Annotated in this window: 23 protein-coding genes; 19 read left to right on the top strand and 4 right to left on the bottom strand. The window is 60.9% G+C overall.

Going from position 1 to position 21846, the window contains the following annotated elements; all coding sequences use genetic code 11:
- Positions 1-228 precede the first annotated feature (228 nt).
- The 4 genes from DHB74_RS12485 (at position 229) to DHB74_RS12470 (ending at position 3436) form a co-directional block, all read left to right on the top strand.
- Entirely contained in the window at positions 229-1512 is a 1284-nt protein-coding gene (locus DHB74_RS12485) for a flavohemoglobin expression-modulating QEGLA motif protein (protein WP_074780980.1), read from the top strand.
- 9 nt (positions 1513-1521) lie between these two features.
- Entirely contained in the window at positions 1522-1851 is a 330-nt protein-coding gene (locus tag DHB74_RS12480; RefSeq protein ID WP_074780977.1) for a PA3694 family proteiin, read from the top strand.
- 2 nt (positions 1852-1853) lie between these two features.
- Entirely contained in the window at positions 1854-2546 is a 693-nt protein-coding gene (gene ung / locus DHB74_RS12475; RefSeq protein WP_143063081.1) for a uracil-DNA glycosylase, read from the top strand.
- 74 nt (positions 2547-2620) lie between these two features.
- Positions 2621-3436, top strand: coding sequence for an enoyl-CoA hydratase (locus tag DHB74_RS12470; protein ID WP_036990975.1), 816 nt, complete (start codon positions 2621-2623; stop codon positions 3434-3436).
- 9 nt (positions 3437-3445) lie between these two features.
- On the opposite strand, the gene DHB74_RS12465 is transcribed toward DHB74_RS12470, so the two are convergent.
- Both DHB74_RS12465 and ygfZ read right to left on the bottom strand, forming a co-directional pair.
- Complete coding sequence (locus DHB74_RS12465; RefSeq protein WP_036990974.1) at positions 3446-4279, bottom strand: HDOD domain-containing protein; 834 nt, start codon at positions 4277-4279, stop codon at positions 3446-3448.
- A 15-nt stretch (positions 4280-4294) separates the two neighbouring features.
- Positions 4295-5284: a CAF17-like 4Fe-4S cluster assembly/insertion protein YgfZ gene (ygfZ, locus tag DHB74_RS12460; RefSeq protein ID WP_499161612.1), complete on the bottom strand. Its 990-nt coding sequence runs from the start codon at positions 5282-5284 to the stop codon at positions 4295-4297.
- Positions 5285-5430: 146 nt separating this feature from the next.
- On the opposite strand from ygfZ, the gene DHB74_RS12455 reads away from it, so the two are divergent.
- Positions 5431-5685 carry an FAD assembly factor SdhE gene (locus tag DHB74_RS12455; RefSeq protein ID WP_036990971.1) on the top strand — a complete coding sequence of 85 codons (255 nt, stop codon included), beginning with the start codon at positions 5431-5433 and terminating at the stop codon, positions 5683-5685.
- Positions 5669-6121, top strand: coding sequence for a hypothetical protein (locus DHB74_RS12450; RefSeq protein ID WP_051611091.1), 453 nt, complete (start codon positions 5669-5671; stop codon positions 6119-6121). The genes DHB74_RS12455 and DHB74_RS12450 overlap by 17 nt, the downstream gene beginning before the upstream one ends.
- Here the strand turns inward: DHB74_RS12450 and nadB are convergent.
- A complete protein-coding gene (gene nadB / locus DHB74_RS12445; protein WP_499161611.1) occupies positions 6090-7703 on the bottom strand; it encodes an L-aspartate oxidase in 1614 nt (537 codons plus the stop codon). The genes DHB74_RS12450 and nadB overlap by 32 nt on opposite strands.
- Before the next feature lie 290 nt (positions 7704-7993).
- Between nadB and rpoE the strand changes: the two genes are divergently transcribed.
- The 13 genes from rpoE to acpS all read left to right on the top strand — a co-directional run bounded on the left by rpoE (position 7994) and on the right by acpS (position 18900).
- The gene (gene rpoE / locus DHB74_RS12440; protein ID WP_036990964.1) at positions 7994-8569 is read left to right on the top strand and encodes an RNA polymerase sigma factor RpoE; all 576 of its coding nucleotides are present in this window, start codon (positions 7994-7996) and stop codon (positions 8567-8569) included.
- A 52-nt stretch (positions 8570-8621) separates the two neighbouring features.
- Positions 8622-9245 (top strand): sigma-E factor negative regulatory protein, encoded by a 624-nt coding sequence (locus tag DHB74_RS12435; RefSeq protein WP_036990962.1) that lies wholly within the window; start codon positions 8622-8624, stop codon positions 9243-9245.
- Complete coding sequence (locus DHB74_RS12430; RefSeq protein WP_499161610.1) at positions 9245-10201, top strand: MucB/RseB C-terminal domain-containing protein; 957 nt, start codon at positions 9245-9247, stop codon at positions 10199-10201. Before DHB74_RS12435 ends, DHB74_RS12430 begins: the two co-directional genes overlap by 1 nt.
- Positions 10198-10671, top strand: coding sequence for a SoxR reducing system RseC family protein (locus tag DHB74_RS12425; protein WP_051611090.1), 474 nt, complete (start codon positions 10198-10200; stop codon positions 10669-10671). The genes DHB74_RS12430 and DHB74_RS12425 overlap by 4 nt, the downstream gene beginning before the upstream one ends.
- A gap of 1 nt (position 10672) precedes the next feature.
- Positions 10673-12097 (top strand): DegQ family serine endoprotease, encoded by a 1425-nt coding sequence (locus tag DHB74_RS12420; RefSeq protein ID WP_051611088.1) that lies wholly within the window; start codon positions 10673-10675, stop codon positions 12095-12097.
- Between the two features lie 156 nt (positions 12098-12253).
- Positions 12254-14053 carry a translation elongation factor 4 gene (gene lepA, locus DHB74_RS12415; protein WP_499161609.1) on the top strand — a complete coding sequence of 600 codons (1800 nt, stop codon included), beginning with the start codon at positions 12254-12256 and terminating at the stop codon, positions 14051-14053.
- Between the two features lie 72 nt (positions 14054-14125).
- Positions 14126-15004, top strand: a complete 879-nt coding sequence (gene lepB, locus DHB74_RS12410; RefSeq protein ID WP_074780965.1) for a signal peptidase I — start codon at positions 14126-14128, stop codon at positions 15002-15004.
- 94 nt (positions 15005-15098) lie between these two features.
- Positions 15099-15476 (top strand): DUF4845 domain-containing protein, encoded by a 378-nt coding sequence (locus DHB74_RS12405; protein ID WP_036990953.1) that lies wholly within the window; start codon positions 15099-15101, stop codon positions 15474-15476.
- A complete protein-coding gene (gene rnc, locus DHB74_RS12400; protein WP_036990952.1) occupies positions 15473-16162 on the top strand; it encodes a ribonuclease III in 690 nt (229 codons plus the stop codon). The genes DHB74_RS12405 and rnc overlap by 4 nt, the downstream gene beginning before the upstream one ends.
- Complete coding sequence (gene era, locus DHB74_RS12395; protein ID WP_036990950.1) at positions 16155-17054, top strand: GTPase Era; 900 nt, start codon at positions 16155-16157, stop codon at positions 17052-17054. The genes rnc and era overlap by 8 nt, the downstream gene beginning before the upstream one ends.
- A gap of 3 nt (positions 17055-17057) precedes the next feature.
- On the top strand, positions 17058-17777 hold the full coding sequence (gene recO, locus DHB74_RS12390) for a DNA repair protein RecO (RefSeq protein WP_499161608.1): 720 nt from the start codon (positions 17058-17060) through the stop codon (positions 17775-17777).
- Entirely contained in the window at positions 17774-18517 is a 744-nt protein-coding gene (gene pdxJ, locus DHB74_RS12385; protein WP_499161607.1) for a pyridoxine 5'-phosphate synthase, read from the top strand. Before recO ends, pdxJ begins: the two co-directional genes overlap by 4 nt.
- A complete protein-coding gene (gene acpS / locus DHB74_RS12380) occupies positions 18514-18900 on the top strand; it encodes a holo-ACP synthase (protein ID WP_499161606.1) in 387 nt (128 codons plus the stop codon). The genes pdxJ and acpS overlap by 4 nt, the downstream gene beginning before the upstream one ends.
- Before the next feature lie 24 nt (positions 18901-18924).
- Here acpS and DHB74_RS12375 read toward each other — a convergent pair whose 3' ends face one another.
- Positions 18925-21693, bottom strand: coding sequence for a response regulator (locus DHB74_RS12375; RefSeq protein ID WP_499161605.1), 2769 nt, complete (start codon positions 21691-21693; stop codon positions 18925-18927).
- Positions 21694-21846 lie beyond the last annotated feature (153 nt).

Genomic DNA, 21846 nt, shown 5'->3' with positions numbered 1-21846 from the left:
CGGTTTACAAGCCGGGTCAGGTACTGCCCAGCCCGGACCGTCGGTTGCCAGGGATGGCAACCGCGAGCTACATGGATGTACTTGCCGCGTGTCCGGGCTGGGCAGTACCTGATCTGGCCGATCCACAAGCCAGCCAGATCAATATTTCCCTGCACGGCACCGAACCGCCGAGCACTGAACACCGAGCATCGGCGACGAGCAAATGAGCGAGAACATAGGGAGCGCTGCATGGCGGTAAAACAGAGCGAGCAGTACCAACTGGTTATCCGCAGCCTGTCCGACCGTATTGTCGAGGCGCAGGCGCCGATTCGGGTGCTGGATGCTATCAAGTGGGATGACAGCATTCGCGATCAGTTCTTCCGTGATGGCTGCAAGAAGCTCCCGGATGTCGGTCCGGATTATTACAAGCGTCGCCCGATGGCCTTCGACCCGGCCGAGCGTTTGCAGGTGTTTCAGGATATCGAGCGCGATATCACCCGCCAGCTCGGCACCTTCAACCCGGTGGGCCAGATCATGCGGCGCATGTGTCGGGAATACCGCATGGTCATCCGCATGCTCGAAGCGCGCGGGACGCCCGAGATGGGGCGCATTTCCCAGGAGCTGTACGGCTCGGCCTCCGATGCCTTCCATGCCGGCGACCCGACCATCACCGATCTTGGCATCATGCTCAGCGAATCGCTGAGCAATATCGGCAATGATCTGGGCCATGAACCCAAGACCATCGCTGCGCCCGAGGCCGTCGCCATATTGCAGGCGCAGATGGATCAGGTGTTCCCCGATGATCGGGCGGTGCGCGTATTTGAATCCGACGGCATCGTCGCCGATGCTGCCGCTGGCGCCGACTACATCAAGATCCGCAGCGATGCGTTGTTCAACCAGCGCGATCTGAAGATTCTGGCCGTGCATGAGGGCATGGTGCATGTGGCGACCAGTCTGAATGGCCAGCATCAGCCGATCTGTACATTCCTGGCCAAGGGGCCACCGTCGTCCACGGTAACCCAGGAAGGGCTGGCGATCCTGATGGAGATCATTACCTTCGCCTCCTATCCTTCGCGCCTGCGCAAGCTCACCAACCGCACCCAGGCAATCCAGCTGGCCGAGTCCGGTGGCGATTTTCTCGATGTGTTCGGTTTTTATCGGGGTGAAGGCTACAGCGAGGACGACAGCTACAACAATGCCAGCCGGGTATTCCGTGGCTCGAGCAGCGATGGCCTGCCGTTCACCAAGGACCTGGCCTACCTCAAGGGTTTTATCCTGACCTACAACTACATCCAGCTGGCAGTGCGCCAGGGCAAGCTGCAACAGATTCCGCTGCTGTTTTGTGGCAAGACCACCCTGGAAGACATGCGCACCCTCGGGCAACTGGTGGAGGAGGGGCTGGTGGTGCCGCCGCGCTATCTGCCGGAACCCTTTGCCGACCTGAACGCATTGAGTGCCTGGATGTGCTTTTCCGGGTTTCTGACCAATCTCAGCCTCGATCGCATCGAGGCCGATTACGCCAATATTCTGTAGGAGTTTTGCATGAGTGAACAAACGGAAACCAACAAACTGCCTTATATCCTCACCGCCCTGGGCACTTTGTTTCTAACCATGGCCGTATTGCATTTCTACGGGTACCTGAATTTTGCGCGGGAGGAAGAAGGTCTGCTGGTGGCCGAATTCAGTCTGGTGACCATCGGCTCGGATGAGGCGGGGCAGTTGCAGGCCAAGGCCGCCAACCATACGGCCGAATGTGTGGATGGGGTGATGATCCTGCATGACACCCGGCATAACGGCCTGTCCGGCCTGCTGGTCGATAACCGCCAGCGCGTGGTGCGTTGCAATGCTCAATCCGTGCCGCTGGCGCAATGATCATGGGCAGCCGTTCGGTACAGTTGGCCGAGGACTGGAAACAGGCGCTGGGCGACGAGTTCGAACAGCCCTACATGCAGCAATTGCGTGAGTTTCTGCTGGCCGAGAAGGCTGCCGGCAAGGTGGTCTATCCGCCGGGGCCGATGATCTTCAATGCGCTGAATACCACGCCGTTGGATAAGGTGAAGGTGGTCATCATCGGTCAGGACCCGTATCACGGGCCTGGACAGGCGCACGGGTTGAGCTTTTCCGTGCAGCCAGGGGTGCGCCCGCCGCCGTCGCTGAAGAATATCTTCAAGGAGATCCAGCGCGATCTGGGGCATCCGATTCCAACCCAGGGCGACTTGCGGCCTTGGGCCGAGCGGGGTGTGCTGCTACTCAATGCGGTGCTCACCGTCACTCAAGGGCAGGCTGGTGCCCATGCCAATCGCGGGTGGGAGCGCTTCACTTCGCGGATTATCGATATCCTCAATACCCAATGTGAGCATCTGGTGTTCATGCTTTGGGGTAGCTACGCGCAGAAAAAAGGTCAGCAGATCGACCGCTCTCGTCACCTGGTGCTCCAAAGTGTGCATCCATCGCCACTGTCGGCCCACCGCGGGTTCATTGGCAGCGGCCACTTTTCCGCAGCCAACGCCTATCTGATCGAGCAGGGCCGCGAGCCTGTTGACTGGCGATTGCCTGAACCCCGCTAGTGAATCGGGGTCGGCTTGATGCCGGCGCCGGGATGTTCAATGATGAAGGCTCCGACATCTGAAAGGAGTCCGTCATGGAGCATGCTCTGCAGCCCTACACCGCGCTGGTTCCGCGTACCGACAAGCTGGTAGTGCAGAAGGCGGGGCATACCGCCCTGCTGACCATCGACAATCCGCCGGCCAATACCTGGGATACCGATACCCTGCATGGCCTGTACGAGCTTATTGGTCATCTCAGTGACGATCCGGATATCTATGCCTTGGTGATCATCGGTCGTGGCGAGCGGTTCTTTTCCGCTGGCGCCGATTTGCAGATGTTCGCCGAGGGTGACAAGGCCCATGCGCGTCTGGTGGCGCGACTGTTCGGTCAGGCATTCGAGGCGCTGAGGGATTTTTCCGGGGTAACCATCGCTGCCCTCAATGGCTATGCCTTGGGCGGTGGACTGGAGTGTGCGCTGGCCTGTGATATTCGCATCGCCGAGCGCCAGGCGCAGCTGGGGTTGCCGGAGGCCAGCGTTGGCTTGCTGCCTTGCGCCGGTGGCACCCAGGCACTGGCATGGCTGGTCGGTGAGGGCTGGGCCAAGCGGATGATCCTCTGTGGTGAGCGCATCGACGGAGTCAAGGCTGAGCGCATCGGCCTGGTCGAAGAGGTGGTGGAAGAGGGGCAGGCCCTGGCTACGGCGTTGCGCCTGGCGGCCCAGGTCAGCCGGCAGAGTCCGCAGGCGGTAAAGGCCTGCAAGCAATTGATCCAGGGCGCGCGCAGTCAGCCGCTCAATAGCCTGCTGTCGGCCGAGCGCGAACGCTTCGTCGATCTGTTCGATCTGGAGGATACCAGGGAGGGGGTGAGCGCTTTTCTGCAGAAGCGCCCGCCGCAATGGACCAACCGCTGAAGGTCGATTTCAGCCGAGTAGCAGCATCGCGGCTTCCATCTCTGCCGACAGGTCTTCCTGCTCCTGGTCGCCAGTCGGATCGAGGCCGAGGCGGTCGAAGGAGGAGATTTCACTCCAGTCGAGCTGCGCATGGGGGTGATCGCTATCGGCCAGGCTCTGCAGCATGGCGACCTGGACGATATCCGCGTAATCCGCCTGGCCCGGGTTGCGCTGAAAATCCAGGTGCTGGCTAGGCACGTGGCGCAGCGGCTCGGGAAAATCCCAGGCGGCCAGGATACGGTCACCCAGCACCGGATGAATCTGATCGATGATGATACCCAGGCTGATGGAGTCGTTCAGCAACTGGCTGTGCTCTTCGGCATAGCTGAGAATCGGCAGCACGCCGATCTGATGTACCAGTCCGGCGAGAGTGGCCTGATCGGGCTTGAGGCGAGTGTAGTGCTGGCAGAGCACATGGCTGATGCCCGCTACCTCGGTGCTGCGCGCCCAGACCTCGCGCATCTTCCGGTCGATGACATCGGTGGTTGCCTGGAACAGCTGCGCCATCGCCAGACCGGTGGCCAGATTGGCGGTATAGACGATACCCAGGCGGTTGACCGCCATGCTCAGGTCGGTTATTTCCTGGCGTGAGCGCAGCAGGGGGCTGTTGACCACCTTGATCAGGCGTGCGCTAAGGGCGGTATCGGTACTGATCTGCCGGACCAGCTCGCTGATGCCGATATCCGGGTCCTCGGCGGCTTCGCGGATGCGCAGGGCGACCTCGGGCAGCGTTGGCAACACCAGTTGGTCGCGCTCGATCGCCTGAATCAATTCTTCCTGTACGCGCAGGGCCAGATCCGTCATGACATTCTTCCTTGATTATTCGCCGGCAGCCTCGGCGGCCATTTGCTCTTCGTAAGGTAGCGTTGCCAACTCCAATGCTGGCTTGCTGATATCGGAGACGCTCAATGTCGCCAATTGTGCCGCTTCGTTCTGCAGTACCGCAAGCAGTTCGATGCATTCATCGCTGCGGGCCGCCGTCACCACTTCGCCTACGGCCTGGCCGCTGTTGCTGTCGATAATGGGGGTGGCGGGTTCCGGGAGGCTGTCGCCGGCCCAGGTCAGGCGATACATGCGACGCTTGAGCTTGCCCAGATACTGCATCCGCGCGACGATTTCCTGCCCGGTATAACAGCCTTTCTTGAAGCTGACACCGCCCAGCTGCTGCAGGTTGAGCATCTGCGGAATGAAGCTCTCCCGGGTCTGACTGCGCACCTGACCGATGCCGAGGCGAATCAGCTGCAGCTGCCAGGCGTTCAGTGCAGCGGGTTGGGCTTTATCGGTCAGAACATGGATGATTTCCCTGGCGCGATCGGCTGGCACCCAGAGTTCCATGACGTCGTGACTCAAGGCAACCGCTAGTCCGGCATCAGCTTCGCCAGCGTTCTGGCCAAGATCGACGGCGGCCAAGGCATCGGCCGCTTGCGGGCCCCAGAGTCCCAGGCGTACCCATTGCTCGGTGCAATCATTGAGCTGCACCTTGAAGAAAACGGCATATTTCGCCAGATCCGCCTGTTGTGGCTCCAGCAAGGGGGCATCCATCGCCAGCAGATAACGTTCATCCGACAGCTTGAGCAGCCGGAAGCTTGATTGCATCCGGCCCTTGGGGTTGCAGCGGGCCCCCAGGATGCTGCCGCCTGTGGCCAGGGCAGTTACATCGCAGGTGAGCTGGCCCTGAAGAAAGCGGGTCGCATCCACGCCGCTGACGTCAAGAACGCGTTCGTGATCCAGTAACGCCAGCGCGGTATCGGGGCTGGGCGCCGGTGACTGCTGGGGAAACAACGCGGACAGGTCTCTGGTCTCATGCATGATTCTGGCTGACTCCGGTGGACGGGAATGGCGGTGCATCTATTCTGTCACATGATAGGGGGCTGCTTCTGGCTTGTCAGTGCCTTGATCAAGCGCAGCGGGTATAATGCCGACCATGAAGGCGAATCAACCGATTGGAGATGGCAATGACGGCCGAGGTGGAAAAGAAGCGATTGTTCTGGCATAGCCGGCGCGGCATGCTGGAGCTGGACGTGCTGCTGCTACCCTTTCTGGAAGAGGTGTATTCGTCACTGGACGAAGAGGATCAGGCTCGCTACCGGCGACTGCTGGAATGCGAGGATCAGGATATGTTCGTCTGGTTCATGCAGCGTGGGGAGCCGGAAGATCCGGATCTCAAACGCATTGTGAGGATGATATTGGATCGTGTCCAACCCGACTGATTCACTGCTGCTCAAGCGCCAGCCGTCGCGCTGGCTGGGTGGCCTCATCATATTCCTGACCATGCTTGGTTGCATGGCCCTGTACCGCAGCGCGCTGCCGTTGCTGCCGGCCTCGCTGTGTGCCTTGCTGTTGTGGATGTATTGCCTGTGGATCTGGCCCCGGCAGGTCAGCCTGCGCCATGCCCACTCGGTGACAGGACTGCGGTTCGACAGCCAGGGCTGGCACGTGTTGCGCCGCGACGGCTCGGAAATGGGCGCCCGGCTGTTGGCCGATACCTATGTCAGCGCCTTGCTGACGGTGGTGCGTCTGCGCGAGCCGGGGCGGTTGCTGCCGGTATCGGTGATTCTGCCGGCGGACGCCGCCGCGGAGGATTCGCTGCGGCGGTTGCGCCTGCGCTTGAGGTTCAGTCGTCAGCGTTGGGCGGCTGCAGAATAGTATCCCGGGCTTCTGGCAGCAGATCCGGGTAGTCCAGCGTGTAGTGCAACCCGCGACTTTCATGGCGGAGCATGGCCGAGCGGATGATCAGGTCGGCCACGACCGCCAGGTTGCGCAGCTCCAGCAGGTCCCGCGAGACGGTGTAGTTGCTGTAGAACTCGTGGATCTCCGCGAGCAACATATCGACCCGGTGCTTGGCTCGCTGCAGGCGCTTGGTGGTCCGGACGATGCCGACATAGTCCCACATGAAGCGCCGCAGCTCTTCCCAGTTATGCGAGATGATCACGTCCTCGTCCGAGTCGATTACCTGGCTCTCGTCCCAGTGAGGCAGGTCGGTGGGTAGCTGTGAGGTCGGCAGTTTCTGCAGAATGTCGCGGCTGGCGGCGCGGCCATAGACAATGCACTCGAGCAGGGAATTGCTGGCCATGCGGTTGGCGCCATGCAGACCGGTGAAGCTGGTTTCGCCGATGGCGTAGAGATTGTCGACGTCGGTCAGTCCGGTTTGCTCCACCATCACGCCACCGCAGGTGTAGTGCGCCGCCGGTACTACCGGGATGGGCTCGCGGGTGATGTCGATGCCGAAGCTCAGGCAGCGCTCATGCACGGTGGGGAAATGCTGGCGAATGAAATCCGCCGGTTTATGGCTGATATCCAGGTACACGCAATCCAGACCCAGGCGCTTCATTTCATGGTCGATGGCCCGGGCGACGATATCGCGCGGCGCCAGTTCGGCCCGTGGATCGAAGCGTGGCATGAAGCGGCTGCCATCCGGCAGCTTGAGCTCCGCGCCCTCGCCACGCAAGGCCTCGGTGATGAGGAAGCTCTTGGCTTTTGGGTGATAGAGGCAAGTGGGGTGGAACTGGTTGAACTCCATGTTGGCCACCCTGCAACCGGCGCGCCAGGCCATGGCAATGCCATCGCCAGATGCGCTGTCAGGATTGCTGGTATAGAGGTACACCTTGCTGGCGCCACCGGTGGCCAGTACGGTGAAGCGAGCGCCGAAGGTCTCTACATGGCCGCTGCCACGATTGAGGATATAGGCGCCCAGGCAGCGATTGTCCTGCTGGCCGAGTTTGGTGCTGGTGATCAGATCGACCGCGACGTGATCTTCCAGCAGCTCGATATTGCTGTGGGACTGCGCCTGGCGCAGCAGGGTATTGAAGATCGCTGCCCCGGTGGCGTCCGCAGCGTGAATGATGCGCCGGTGGCTGTGACCGCCCTCCCGGGTGAGATGGAAGTCATCGGTTTCGCTGCCATCTTCCCGCCGACCGCGGGTAAAGGGAACGCCCTGGTCCACCAGCCAGCCGATGGCATCCCGGCTGTCGCCGACGATCTGACGAACGGCGTCTTCATGGCAGAGCCCGCCGCCGGCTATCAATGTGTCCTGGACATGGGCATCTACAGTGTCGGCATCATCCAGCACCGCGGCTACACCGCCCTGGGCCCAGAAGGTCGAGCCCTCCGACAGCTGGCCCTTGCTGATCACGGCGATGCGCAGATTGTCCGCCAGATGCAGAGCCAGTGTGAGGCCTGCCGCGCCGCTGCCGATTACCAGTACGTCGTATTGCCGTTGTCGGGTCATTGGGATCTCTTGGTTCGGTTTCCGGTGAGCGAGCTGGCTGGCGGAAGCAGCCAGATACCGCGCTGTGCCGGGGTAGTATATATAAGGTAAGTAATTCACAATACTGCCACATGATGCCGGCGCGCGGTGTGAGTGAATGCCTGGATATCATCAATTGGCCATCGTGCTGCGGAACTTTTCTGTCGCCGCAGGCTCATACAGCTGAACCTGAGTGAGGGGAGAACTTTTGGTTACATCGCGGGTCTATCGCAATAGAATAAATCCGGCAGATAGTTGCGGTGGTGCCGGAAATGACTGAACAAACCGACCAACAACTGGTCGAACGGGTGCAACAGGGGGACAAGCGGGCCTTCGACCTGCTCGTACTTAAATACCAGCACAAGATTCTGGCTCTGGTCACGCGTTTTGTGCATGACTCCCATGAGGCGCAGGATGTGGCCCAGGAAGCGTTCATCAAGGCGTATCGCGCTTTGGCGAATTTCAGAGGGGACAGCGCGTTTTATACCTGGCTGTATCGGATTGCGATCAATACCGCCAAGAATTACCTGGTCGCCAGGGGACGACGTCCGCCCGATTCGGACATCGCCGCCGAGGATGCCGAATATTACGATGGTGACAGTGCACTCAAGGATATCCATTCTCCCGAGCGGGATCTGCTGCGGGACGAAATTGAGCAAGTGGTCAACAGAACACTGCAATTGTTGCCGGAAGACTTACGAATGGCGCTGACATTACGCGAATTCGAAGGTCTCAGTTATGAAGATATTGCAAACGTGATGGAATGCCCGGTGGGGACTGTGCGATCAAGGATCTTCAGAGCACGGGAGGCCATCGATAAAGCCCTGAAACCTCTGCTTGAAGCGTGAGGAAAGGGAAACGGTGACGCCCCAGCGGGGCCTATACAGTAGAGGTAGAGCAATGAGAAGCGAATCCTTGCGGGAGACTCTCTCCGCGCTCATGGATGACGAAGCAGAGCAACTGGAACTGCGCCGCGTCCTTCATGCCGGTGAACAGGATCCGGACGTCCGTCGTAGCTGGGAGCGTTACCAACTGGCACGGTCCGTCATGCACAAGGAGCCTTGGCAGCCGGGTATCGACCTGTCTGCCGGTATCGCTGCGGCCTTGGCTGATGAGCCAGTTCCGGCGGCAGCTCCGACAGTGGCACCAACGCGCTGGAAGATGCAGTTGGGTCGGGTTGCAGTGGCCGCCTCCGTTACCCTCGCGGTACTGGTGGGTGTACGCATGGTGAACCAGGAAGGCATGCCTGACAGCAGTAATACCATGGCGGCCATCGAGCGTACGGCACCTGCTGCTGGCACCTCGCCGGTAACTGCTGTACCTGCGCAAGCCCGTTCAGGCGCGGTGCTGGCTGGCTTCACTTCGCTTGCCGATCAGGCTGAACCGCAACCGCAGGCGTCTGGGCCATCGGCCTGGCAGGAACAGCGCATTGGCAGTTATCTGCGCCGGCATGCAGAGAACAGCGCCCAAGCCGCGCCGAACCTCGTCCCTTACGCCCGCGCAGCGAGCCTGGAAAATAATTAGTGTCACGATTGAAGTATGTGTTGGGGTGGTCGGGATTGGCCGCCCTGTTGCTGGCTCCAGGCCTCTCGGCTGAAGACAGCATCAAGTGGCTGGAGCGTATGGATCAGGCTACCCGTGAGCAGAGTTACCACGGAGCCTATGTCTACGAGCGCTCCGGTATCTTTACCACTCAGAATATCTGGCGCCAGGTTGAAGACGGCAAGGTTCATGAGCGTCTGGTGCAAAGCGCGGGCCGCCATCAGGAGTGGGTGCGCCGCGATGGTCGCCTGGTCTGCGCTACCTCCCTTTCCCAGGGCAGAACGCCGCAAAATATTCCCCAACTGAACAAGAATCCTGCTGGTCTCGCTGACTGGTACGGGTTGCGCGTGCTGGGAGATACGCGGATCGCCTCGCGCCCGGTGACTGTCATTTCCGTGCAGCCACGCGACGCCTTCCGCTACGCCTATGAACTCTATCTGGACCAGGAGACCGGGCTGCTGCTCAAGTCCCTGTTGGTGGATGACGGTCGCGAATTGCTCGAGCGTTTTCAGTTCACCACTATCAGCTTCGATAACCCCTCGAATCAGGATCTGCGGCCCGGCAGCTCGTGCCTGGAACTGGCTGCTGCCGAGGATGTGCCCACGGATGATGTGAATTTCTGGGAGCCGCTCTGGCTGCCGCCGGGATTCACCCTAGGGCATCGGCAGGTGCAGACGCTGAAGGACAGCGATACCCGCATCGCCACTCAGATCTATTCCGATGGCCTGGCCCGCTTTACCCTGTTCATCGAGCCTTTGGGCAAAGACAGCCTGGCCGAGGACCTGCGGGCGCAGCTCGGGCCCACGGTAGCGGTAAGTCGCCGCCTGGTGGCAGCGGATGACCTGTATCTTGCTACGGTGGTCGGCGAGATACCGCCAATAACCGCCGAGCGGATTGCTGAATCTCTCAGCCAGGCCGTGACCGGTGCGCAGCCGTGATCGAGGAGCAGGCTAGGGTGTTGAGCGTGGAGCAGGGTGCGGTCTGGGTCGAAACCATTCGACGCAGCGCCTGTTCCAGTTGCCAGGCCCGGGCCGGATGCGGCCAATCCCTGTTGCAACGCCTGGGTGGCGCGCGTCGGGGCTTGATTAGGGCACTGGATGATCGGGCCTGTCGAGTCGGTGAGGAGGTCGTCATTGGTATTCCCGAAAACGCCATGCTGCGCGGCTCATCTCTGATCTATATGGTGCCGCTGCTGGGGCTGTTCAGCTTCGCATTGCTGGCCCAGGTTTTCGGGGCTGGCGAGCCGTCGATTATTCTTGCCGGGTTTTCCGGCCTTGGTCTGGGATTCGTTGCCATGCGTTGGTATGCCGGTCGCCTTGATGCGGATCCGGATTTCACACCGCAGGTAGTTAGCCGGGTGGGCAAGTTGGATGTTGTCAGCGGTACTCAAGAAAGGAGCAATTACTAATATGACTTCAGTACAGCGATGGTTATTCGGGATAGTCGGTGCCTGGCTAATGACCTGGCAGGCGCTCGCGGTGGCGGCGCAGTTGCCCGACTTTACCCAATTGGTCGAAGAGGCCTCCCCGGCGGTAGTGAATATCAGTACCCGGCAGAATGTTACCCGGCGCGCGTCTGGACCAATGATGCCGGACCTGGAAGGGTTGCCGCCGATCTTCCGGGAATTCTTCGAGCGCAGCTTTCCTGACGGTTCCCAGTCTGCGCCTCAGCGCCAGGCGCAGTCGCTGGGCTCGGGTTTCATTGTCTCCAAGGACGGCTATGTTCTGACCAATAATCATGTGGTTGCGGGTGCGGACGAAATCTTCGTGCGCTTGTCCGACCGCCGAGAAATGGAAGCCGAGCTGATTGGAGCCGATCCCCGTTCGGATCTGGCCTTGCTGAAAATCGAAGCGGGCGCAGACCTGCCGGTCGTGCGGATGGGCAAATCCGCCGATCTGAAGGCCGGCGAATGGGTGCTGGCGATCGGTTCGCCCTTCGGTTTCGAGTACTCGGTGACTGCCGGTATCGTCAGTGCCAAGGGCCGCAGTCTGCCCAACGAAAGCTATGTGCCGTTCATCCAGACCGATGTCGCGATCAACCCGGGGAACTCGGGTGGTCCGCTGTTCAACCTGGACGGCGAAGTGATAGGCATCAATTCGCAGATATTCACCCGTTCCGGCGGCTTCATGGGTCTGTCATTCGCCATCCCGGTGGATGTGGCCATGGATGTGGTCGAACAACTGAAGAGTGACGGCACAGTACGCCGTGGCTGGCTGGGCGTGGTGATTCAGGAGGTCAACAAGGACCTGGCCGAATCCTTCGGCCTGGAACGTCCCGCCGGTGCGCTGGTGGCTCAGGTCATGCCGGGTGGCCCGGGTGATGAGGGTGGGCTGAAGGCCGGTGACGTGATCCTCAAGCTCAACGGCAACGACATCATCATGTCCTCCGATCTGCCTCATGCCGTCGGCCGTCTGCGCCCTGGCAGCAAGGCGACCATGGATATCATCCGTGACCGCAAGCGGCAGAAGCTGGAGTTGGAAATCGGTGCTCTGCCGGATGACGATGCGCTGGCAGCGAGCCCGGGTACGCTGTCGCCCAATGCCCCGGCGGCTACCGACAACCGCCTCGGTATCGCGGTGGTCGAGCTGACCGACGAGCAGAAGAAAAACATGGATGTGTCGACTGGCGTAGCAGTCCGTGAAGTGCGTCCTGGCCCTGGTGCGATGATTGGTTTGCGCCCGGGCGATGTCATTACCAACCTGAACAATCGGGTGGTCGAGTCTGCAGCGGATTTTGCCGAGATCGCCAGTAAGCTGCCGGTCAATCGCTCCATTTCCATGCGGGTGATCCGTCAGGGGCGAGCGAGCTACATCACTTTCCGTCTGGCCGAGTAGGTCGCCTGACGCTGGCCGGGCGGATTGCGACAGGCTCCGCAATCCGCCCGGCACAGATAGCGCGGCGCAGTGTAATCGGGTAGACTTGCGGGCTGTTTTCGGGGTTAACCCCGGTCACCGCCATGTCTGGCAAACCACGTCTGGAAGAACCCTGCAGTGAGCGACCTGAGCCTGATCCGCAATTTTTCAATTATTGCCCATATCGACCACGGCAAGTCGACCCTTGCCGACCGCTTCATTCAGATCTGCGGGGGGCTGACCGAGCGCGAAATGGCCGCCCAGGTACTGGATTCGATGGATCTGGAGCGTGAGCGCGGCATCACCATCAAGGCTCACAGCGTCACGCTGTACTATCCCGCGAAAGACGGTAAGACCTACCAGCTCAACTTCATCGATACCCCCGGTCACGTGGACTTCCATTACGAAGTCAGCCGTTCGCTGGCTGCCTGTGAAGGTGCCCTGCTGGTGGTCGATGCGGCGCAGGGCGTCGAGGCGCAATCGGTGGCGAACTGTTATACCGCCATCGAGCAGGGCCTCGAAGTCATGCCGGTACTGAACAAGATCGACTTGCCCCAGGCCGAGCCCGAGCGAGTCCAGGCCGAGATCGAGAGCGTGATCGGTATCGATGCCACCGACGCGGTGACCTGCAGTGCCAAGAGCGGTCTGGGTGTCGAGGACGTGCTGGAGCGTCTGATCCAGGTGATTCCGCCGCCGCAAGGTGAGATCGAGGCGCCCTTGCAGGCGCTGATCATCGATTCCTGGTTCGACAACTACCTGGGTGTGGTGTCGCTGGTGCGGGTCAAGCAGGGCCGCATCAAGAAGGGTGACAAGGTGCTGGTCAAGTCCACTGGCCGTGTTCATCAAGTGGACAGCGTGGGTGTGTTCAACCCCAAGCACACCGAAACCGTGGACCTCAAGGCCGGTGAAGTGGGCTTCATCATCGCTGGTATCAAGGAGATCCAGGGCGCGCCGGTGGGCGACACCCTGACCCTGTCCAGTACACCGGACGTGGACATGCTGCCGGGCTTCAAGAAGGTCCAGCCGCAGGTCTATGCCGGCCTGTTCCCGGTCAGCTCCGATGACTTCGAGGATTTTCGCGATGCTTTGGAGAAGCTGACGCTGAACGATGCCGCGCTGCAGTACGAGCCGGAAAGCTCGGACGCGCTGGGTTTCGGTTTCCGGATCGGCTTCCTCGGCATGCTGCACATGGAGATCATCCAGGAGCGGCTAGAGCGCGAGTACGATCTGGATCTGATCACCACCGCACCCACCGTGGTGTTCGAGGTGTTGAAGAAGGACGGCGAGGTGATCTATGTGGACAACCCGTCCCGCCTGCCCGATCCCTCGCTGATCGACGAAATGCGTGAACCCATCGTGCGGGCCAATATTCTCGTGCCTCAGGACCATCTGGGCAGCGTTATTACCCTGTGTATCGAAAAGCGCGGCGTACAGCAGGACATGATCTTCCTCGGCACTCAGGTCCAGGTCATCTACGACCTGCCGATGAACGAGGTGGTACTGGACTTCTTCGACCGCCTGAAATCGGTCAGCCGCGGCTATGCATCCCTCGATTACGCCTTCGACCGTTTCCAGGCCGCCAAGCTGGTGCGGCTCGATGTGCTGATCAACAACGAGAAGGTCGATGCCCTGGCGTTGATCGTGCACCGTGACAACGCAGCGTTCCGCGGACGGCAGCTGGTCGAGAAGATGAAGGAATTGATTCCGCGGCAGATGTTCGACGTGGCCATCCAGGCCGCCATGGGCGGGCAGATCGTGGCGCGGTCGACCGTCAAGGCGCTGCGCAAGAACGTTCTGGCCAAGTGTTATGGTGGCGATGCCAGCCGTAAGAAGAAGCTGCTGGAAAAGCAGAAGGCCGGTAAGAAGCGGATGAAGCAGGTAGGTAATGTGGAGATCCCGCAGGAAGCTTTCCTGGCTGTCCTGAAAGTGGATAACTAGGATTGCTGATGCTGGTTCGTTATTGCAGCGGCGCGCTCATCAACCGACCCCAGGGGTAACGCAAGACCGATTATGCATATCAACTTTCCGCTGTTGCTGGTGATTGCCGTGGCTGTCACCGGCCTGTTGGCTCTGCTGGACTACCTCTGGCTGGCACCCCGGCGCCGCCGCGCGATGGCGGCCTATGAAGCCCAGGTGACGACTGTCGATCCCGTTACTCTGGGACGGCTGAACAAGGAGCCGTTGCTGGTCGAGTACGGCAAGTCCTTCTTCCCGGTGTTGGCGGTGGTGTTGGTGCTGCGTTCCTTCCTGGTTGAGCCGTTCCAGATTCCCTCGGGATCGATGAAACCGACCCTGGAAATTGGCGATTTCATCCTGGTCAACAAGTTCTCCTACGGTATTCGCCTGCCGGTGCTGGAAACCAAGATCATTCCGGTAGATGATCCGCAGCGGGGTGATGTCATGGTGTTCCGCTACCCGAACGACCCGCGGATCAACTACATCAAGCGCGTGGTGGGCCTGCCCGGTGACCATATCCGTTACGCCGACAAGCGATTGTTCGTCAACGGCGAGCCGGTGGAACGTGAGTTGCTGCATACCGTGGAAGATGATGAAGTGCCGGTTGGCCATCCGTTACAGGCAATGGCCAAGGTCGATCTGTACCAGGAACAACTGGGCGAGACCGCCCACCAGGCACGTTACAAGCGTCTGTCACAGACGCCGCCGGAGCGGGAATGGACCGTGCCCGAGGGGCATTACTTCATGGTTGGTGACAACCGTGACAATTCCAATGACAGTCGCTACTGGTCCTCTCCCGATATGCCGCGGGAGTTGTGGGGCATGGTTCCGGACAATTATATTGTCGGCAAGGCCTTCGCTGTATGGATGCACTGGCCAGAACCCAAACTGAGCAATCTGCCAAGCTTTTCCAGAGTCGGGCTGATCAACTAGGTACCGCGGCGTCACGCGATACCTAGCGGTGATCCTTCTGCCACGGAGACGGCAGTACATCAATAACATCAACAACGGACGTACGAGGTTATCCATGCGCGACTCTCAGAAAGGCATGTCTTTTTTCGGCTGGCTGGCGGTATTGGCCCTGCTGGTATTCGGGGCGGTCACTGCGATGAAGCTGGTACCGATCTACCTGGATCATTTTGCACTGCGCAAGATCGTCACCGCGGCGAATGAAGACCCTTCGGTCAAGATCAATTCCCTGCGCGACCTGCACTCGCATATCAACAAAGGGATGCAGATCAATGGTATTCGTGATCTCAAGGCGGAAGACGCGATCACCGTGACCGGCAGCGGAACCAATACCTATACTGTCGTTATCAAGTATGAGGTGCGTGCACCCATGCTGCGAACCGTGGACCTGTTGGTCCATTTCGATGAAACCCATATTGTCAGACCTCTAAAGTGAGCAATAAGCTAGACCGACTGGAAAGAAAGATAGGGTACAGTTTCAAGGACCAGGACCTGCTGGTGCTGGCGCTGACCCACCGCAGCCTGGGTGGGCGCAATAACGAACGCCTGGAGTTCCTTGGCGATTCAATTCTCAACTTCGTCGCTGCCGAAGCGCTCTTCGAGCGCTTTCCGCAAGCGCGGGAAGGCCAGCTGTCGCGCCTGCGGGCGCGCCTGGTCAAGGGTGTGACCCTGGCCGAGCTGGCCAAGGGTTTCGAACTGGGTGAATATCTGCGACTGGGATCGGGCGAGTTGAAAAGCGGTGGCTTCCGTCGTGAATCCATCCTTGCCGACACCACCGAAGCCATCATTGGTGCCATCTACCTGGACAGTGGTATGGAGGCGGCTCGCGAGCGTATTCTGCTGTGGTTGACCGCGCATATCGAAACCCTGACCCTGGTGGATAACAACAAGGATCCCAAGACCCGCCTGCAGGAGTATCTGCAGGGGCAGCACAGCGAGCTGCCGCAATACGAAGTCATCGATGTCAGCGGCGAGGCCCATTGTCGGGTATTCCGCGTTGAATGCCGGGTGGCATTGATGACTGGACAGACATTTGGCGTCGGCAGCAGCCGGCGTCTGGCCGAGCAGGAAGCCGCAAGAAAAGCCCTGGTCGCCATGGGCGTGGAGAAAGTCAATGAGTGATACCGCACCGCGCTGTGGCTACGTTGCCATCGTCGGCCGACCGAATGTGGGCAAGTCGACTCTGCTCAATCATATCCTCGGGCAGAAGCTGGCGATCACCTCGCGCAAGCCGCAGACCACCCGGCACACACTGCTCGGTATCAAGACCGACGGCGATGTGCAGGCCATCTATGTGGATACCCCCGGCCTGCACAAGGAAAACGACAAGGCGCTGAACCGCTTCATGAACAAGAGCGCCTCGCAGACCCTGCGCGATGTGGACGTGGTGCTGTTCGTGGTCGATCGCATGCGCTGGACCGACGAGGACGAATTGGTCTGGAACAAGGTGCGTCACCTGGAACGCCCGGTCATCCTGGTGGTGAACAAGGTCGACCGGCTGGATGACAAGAAGGACATGCTGCCGCATCTGGAATGGTTGACCCAGCAGCTGCCCAACGCCGAGGTGGTACCGGTTTCCGCGCTGCATGGGCGCAACATCGATCACCTGCAGACGGTAATCGCCGGGCTGCTGCCCGAGGGCGAGCATTTCTATCCCGAAGATCAGTTGACCGACCGCAGTTCGCGCTTTCTTGCCGCCGAACTGGTGCGCGAGAAGGTCATGCGTCAGCTCGGTGCCGAGATTCCCTATCAGGTCGCGGTCGAGATCGAACAGTTCAAGCAGGAAGGCAAGGTGCTGCATATCCATGCCCTGATCCTGGTAGAGCGTGAAGGTCAGAAGAAGATCATCATCGGTGACGGTGGCGAGCGCATGAAGAAGATCGGCCAGGAAGCCCGTCTCGACATGCAGAAGCTGTTCGGCAGCAAGATCATGCTCAATCTGTGGGTCAAGGTACGCCGGGGCTGGTCCGATGACGAGCGCGCGCTGAATTCGCTGGGTTATCGATTCGACTGAGTCATGCAAGACTCCCTGAGTCCGGCCTACGTCCTGCATAGTCGCCCGTACCGGGACAGCAGTGCGCTGGTCGATCTGCTCACCCTGCACCATGGTCTGCAGCGCGTGGTCTGGCGTGGTGCGCGGGGCCAGCGGCGCAAGCTGGCCCCGCAACCCTTCATGCCGCTGCTGGTGGGCATGGTTGGCCGCAGCGACCTGAAGACCCTGACCCAGGCCGAAGTCGCTGGAGGCTTCGCCCAGTTGCAGGGCCAGGTACTGTTCAGCGGCCTCTATCTCAATGAACTGCTGGTGCGCCTGCTGCGCACTGGCGATGCTCAGCCACTGTTGTTCGCCGCCTACCAGGGTGCCCTGGAGCAATTGGCGCAGGGCGACCGCGTGGAACCCATATTGCGCCGCTTCGAATGGCAACTGCTGGCCATTCTGGGCTATGGTTTCAGCCTGACTGAGGATGCCAATGGCCAGCCAGTCAGTGCGCAGCAGCGGTATGTCTGGCACGCCAGCGATGGATTGCTGCCGATTCATGATCCGCTGCTGGCTGACGCCGGCCTGTCCGGTGCGACGCTATTGGCGATGGCTGCCGATGACTGGAGCGCCATGGCTACCCTGCGGGTTGCCAAACAGCTGATGCGCCAGGCACTCGGCGTGCATCTCGGCGATCGACCTTTGGTCAGCCGTCAACTTTTTGCCCGGCAACCTTCACCCCGTAAAGGAGATGAACAGTGACTCAACCGCAACGCGTACTGCTTGGTGTCAACATCGATCACGTGGCGACCTTGCGCCAGGCCCGTGGTACCCGTTACCCGGACCCGATCCAGGCGGCCATCGAGGCGGAGCAGGCAGGGGCGGATGGCATCACCGTGCATCTGCGCGAGGACCGTCGGCATATCCAGGAACGTGACGTGCGTCTGCTGGCCGAGGTGCTGCAGACGCGGATGAATCTGGAAATGGCGGTGACCGAGGAGATGCTCGCCTTCGCCGACGAGATTCGACCGGCCCACGTTTGCCTGGTACCCGAGCGGCGTGAGGAGCTGACTACCGAGGGCGGTCTGGATGTGGCCGGCAACGCTGCGCGCATTCACCAGGCAGCGGAACGGCTGGCCGGCTACGGCTGCGAAGTGTCCCTGTTCATCGATCCCGATCCGCGGCAGATCGAGGCGGCGCGGGATGCCGGGGCGCCGGTCGTCGAACTGCATACCGGGCATTATGCCGAGACCTCCGGCAGCGAGCAGGAACAGGCGCTGCGGCGTATCCGTGAGGGGGTGGCATATGCGCGCAAACTGGGGCTGGTGGTCAATGCCGGCCACGGTCTGCATTACCACAACGTCGAGCCCATCGCGGCGATTCCCGGCATCAACGAACTGAACATCGGTCATGCCATTATCGCCCGTGCGCTGTTTTCCGGTCTGGCGGGCGCGGTGGGCGAGATGCGGGCGCTGATCATGGCGGCAGAAGCGTCACAGTGATCATTGGTATTGGCACCGACCTGGTGCTGGTCAGCCGCATCGAGGCGGTACTGGGGCGGCAAGGGGAGCGCTTCGCCGAGCGCATTCTGACGGCAGCGGAACTGCAGCGGTTTCGCGCCCATTCCCAACCCGCTCGTTATCTGGCCAAGCGCTACGCAGCCAAGGAAGCCATACTCAAGGCGCTGGGTACCGGCCTCGCCAAGGGTATGTCATGGCAGCACATGCAGATCGACAACGATGATCTGGGTGCGCCCTGCGTAGTGCTTAGTGGTGTCGCTCTGCAGCGCCTGCAGCAAGGCGGTGGTGGGCGCATGCTGTTGTCGATCAGCGACGAGCGCGAGCAGGCCCTGGCGTTCGCCCTGTGGTCAGTTGGGAACGCCTAGTTGGGGACGCCTAGTCGGGGACGCCTAGTCCGCTGCCGTCTCGAGCAGCCGATCGATGGCCGCCAGCAGGGCAATGATCGCACTGCGACTGTCCTGGCCTTTCTTCAACAGCGTTTCCGCTTCCTGGCAGCACTCCCGCAATTCCGGCACGCCGCAATAGCGGCTGGCGCCGTGTAGCTTATGCACGCGATCAAGCAGTGCATCCTGCTGCTCCTGATCCAGCGCCTGACGGATGGCCTGGTGATCCTCGGGCAGGCCTTGCAGCAGCATCTGCAGCAGGTCATCGGCCAGATCGGCTTTGCCGGCGGCCAGTCGCAGACCTTCTTCCGGATCGATCGCTGCCAATAGCTGCTGCTGCGGCTCGGCGGCGGTCGTCGTCTCGTCAATGCCGGCAACATCAGTGGGGGGGAATGCCGGTGCCGGCAGCTGCGCCGTCGGGGCCATGCCGGTCCACTTGTTCAGGCTATGGCGCAGTTGTTCGGTGGTGATCGGCTTGCTCAGATAGTCATTCATGCCGCATTGCAGCAACTGGCGGCGTTCACTGTTCAGCGCATGGGCGGTCAGTGCCACTATGGGTACTGGATCGAAGCCGGCAATATCCTCGCGCACACGCAGCTCGCTGGTGGTCTGGCGACCGTCCATGCCGGGCATCTGCACATCCATGAAGATCAGGTCGACCATCTGCTCAGTCAGCAGCTCCAGGGCTTCCTCGCCGCTGGTCGCCGACAGGGTTTCCACGCCCAGGTCCGCGAGGAAGGCCTCCAGGAGCTTGAGATTGGCCAGATTGTCATCCACGCACAGTACCCGCAGTGCATGGGGCCGCTGGCGTGGCAACGGAACTGTGGTCATGGGGTCGTCGCCCAGCAGATGCATCACGGCGCGGTACAGTTTACGGGTGCAGACCGGTTTGGAGACTGTCTGGCACATGGAGCGCGGCAGTTGGTCGAGCAGCGGGTAGTGCTCGGTGGTATCGGTCAGCACTATCGATTTGCAGATGCTGAATTCGGCCCACTGGCGCGCCATTTCCAGGGTGTCGCCCGGCGCGGTGGTGGTATGGCGCACGCTGACCAGCGCCAGCTGCAGGGAGTCGTCCCGGTTGGTGCGCGAAGTGAGGGCTTCGTGCAGCTCCTGGGGATTGTCGAACACCCGCACCGACAGGCCGAGGTCCTCCAGGCTGTGCAACAGCATCTGGCGGCTCAGCAACTGAGGTTCAACCAGCGCGGCGCGCATGCCCAGCAGGGGCTTTTCCGGTAATTCATCCTCGCCGTGGGCGGACCGGGTCAGCCGCAGGGTCAGCCAGAACTCGGAGCCTTCGCCCGGCTGGCTGCGCAGGCCGATCTCGCCGTGCATCTGCTCGACCAGACGTTTGGAAATGACCAGCCCCAGACCGGTGCCGCCGGTCTGCCGGGAAATGGAGTTGTCGGCCTGGCTGAAAGCCTTGAACAGGGATTTCTGCTGGGTCGGCGACAAGCCGATGCCGGTGTCGTTGACGCTGATGCGCAGCAGCACCTGGTCGGCGTCCTGGTGTTCGGCCATCACTCGCACGCTGACCGAGCCCTCATGGGTGAACTTGATGGCATTGCTGATGAGGTTGGCGAGAATCTGCTTGAGCCGCATGGGGTCGCCGCTCAGGCCCAACGGTGTATCACGGTAGATGATGCTGACCAGTTCCAGGCCCTTGTCGTGCGCGCTGGGCGCGAGCATGGTCAGGGTATCGTCGATCAGGTCGCGCAGATTGAACGACAGGTTCTCCAGGATCAGCTTGCCGGCCTCGATCTTGGAAAAGTCCAGAATCTCGTTGATGATCGCCAGCAGGTTGTCGGCGGATTTCTCGATGGTTGACAGGTACTCCTGCTGGCGACCGCTCATCTCAGTGCGTTGTAGCAGGCTGCTGAAACCGAGGATGCCATTCAGTGGCGTGCGCAGCTCATGGCTCATGTTGGCGAGGAATTCGGATTTGATGCGACTGGCCTCCTGGGCAGTCTTGCGCGCCAGATCCAGTTCGATGTTCTGGATTTCGATGGTTTCCAGGGTCTGGCGCAGGTCTTCGGTGGCCTGATCGATGTTCTGTTGGAGTTCGCCCTGGGCGCTCTGCATGGTCTGCGCCATGGTGCTCACGCCCAGCGCCAGGTCATCTAGTTCGCGGCTGCCTTGTTCGCCCAGGCGAATATCGAAATGCCCCTGGCTGATCTGTCGAATGGCGGCGTTGATCCGCGCCATCGGGTCGGTGATGCGCCGCCCCATGACGGTGACTACCAGGCCGGTGAGCGCGAGACCGAGGATGATGGTCACCAGGGTCGCCAACAGGCTCTGGTAGCGGCGCAGCAGCATATTGCCGTGGCTCAGTTCCACCTCCAGCCAGCCCAGCAGGCTGTCGGCGGCAATCTCCGGGTGGGCCTGGCGGTTGGTCAGTTCCGGGCCGGCCAGCAGCGGCATGAGAAAGCGGCTGCTTTGCTTGCTACGCTGGATCTGCAGGCCGGTACCGGCGGTAATGTCGATGCCGGTGAGTGGATCGCCGGCTGGATACATCAGCGGGCCGCGATGCTGCAGTGGTCGCATGTCGGCATCATGCAGGCTCAGCGAACGGACATCGGTATGGTTGAGGCCGGTATTGAGCAGCCTGCCGAAGCGGTCTATGTCGCCTTCCAGCAGGGCCTCGGCGGCGGGTCGCTGCAGGTACTCGATGGTCATCAGGCCACGATGCAGCAGTTGCTCTTCCACTTCACGCATCTGCTGCCAGGTAAAGTAGCCGCCCAGCGCCAGAGCTATCAGTCCGGTCGGGATGAGTGTCATCAGCAACAGCCTGGCCTTGAGGCCCAGGTTGCGGCGTGATCGTGCGGAAAGTTCGGCGGGCCCTGGCTTGTTCAATGTGTATATCCCTTTCCCTGTTGCCGGTATCATAGAGCAAAAAGCACCGCCGGACAGCGCATCCGGATTTCGCTCTAG

This window comes from Pseudomonas sp. G11-1, assembly GCF_024031555.1.
Taxonomy (GTDB): domain Bacteria; phylum Pseudomonadota; class Gammaproteobacteria; order Pseudomonadales; family Pseudomonadaceae; genus Halopseudomonas; species Halopseudomonas bauzanensis.
This window is presented reverse-complemented; position numbering and strand designations above follow the sequence as displayed.

Excerpts from the sequence above, each read along its gene's own strand:
- DHB74_RS12485 (WP_074780980.1), top strand. The coding sequence starts at position 229 with ATGGCGGTAAAACAGAGCGAGCAGTACCAACTGGTTATCCGCAGCCTG.
- DHB74_RS12480 (WP_074780977.1), top strand. The coding sequence starts at position 1,522 with ATGAGTGAACAAACGGAAACCAACAAACTGCCTTATATCCTCACCGCC.
- ung (WP_143063081.1), top strand. The coding sequence starts at position 1,854 with ATGGGCAGCCGTTCGGTACAGTTGGCCGAGGACTGGAAACAGGCGCTG.
- DHB74_RS12470 (WP_036990975.1), top strand. The coding sequence starts at position 2,621 with ATGGAGCATGCTCTGCAGCCCTACACCGCGCTGGTTCCGCGTACCGAC.
- DHB74_RS12465 (WP_036990974.1), bottom strand. The coding sequence starts at position 4,279 with ATGACGGATCTGGCCCTGCGCGTACAGGAAGAATTGATTCAGGCGATC.
- ygfZ (WP_499161612.1), bottom strand. The coding sequence starts at position 5,284 with ATGCATGAGACCAGAGACCTGTCCGCGTTGTTTCCCCAGCAGTCACCG.
- DHB74_RS12455 (WP_036990971.1), top strand. The coding sequence starts at position 5,431 with ATGACGGCCGAGGTGGAAAAGAAGCGATTGTTCTGGCATAGCCGGCGC.
- nadB (WP_499161611.1), bottom strand. The coding sequence starts at position 7,703 with ATGACCCGACAACGGCAATACGACGTACTGGTAATCGGCAGCGGCGCG.
- rpoE (WP_036990964.1), top strand. The coding sequence starts at position 7,994 with ATGACTGAACAAACCGACCAACAACTGGTCGAACGGGTGCAACAGGGG.
- DHB74_RS12435 (WP_036990962.1), top strand. The coding sequence starts at position 8,622 with ATGAGAAGCGAATCCTTGCGGGAGACTCTCTCCGCGCTCATGGATGAC.
- DHB74_RS12420 (WP_051611088.1), top strand. The coding sequence starts at position 10,673 with ATGACTTCAGTACAGCGATGGTTATTCGGGATAGTCGGTGCCTGGCTA.
- lepB (WP_074780965.1), top strand. The coding sequence starts at position 14,126 with ATGCATATCAACTTTCCGCTGTTGCTGGTGATTGCCGTGGCTGTCACC.
- DHB74_RS12405 (WP_036990953.1), top strand. The coding sequence starts at position 15,099 with ATGCGCGACTCTCAGAAAGGCATGTCTTTTTTCGGCTGGCTGGCGGTA.
- era (WP_036990950.1), top strand. The coding sequence starts at position 16,155 with ATGAGTGATACCGCACCGCGCTGTGGCTACGTTGCCATCGTCGGCCGA.
- recO (WP_499161608.1), top strand. The coding sequence starts at position 17,058 with ATGCAAGACTCCCTGAGTCCGGCCTACGTCCTGCATAGTCGCCCGTAC.
- DHB74_RS12375 (WP_499161605.1), bottom strand. The coding sequence starts at position 21,693 with ATGACACTCATCCCGACCGGACTGATAGCTCTGGCGCTGGGCGGCTAC.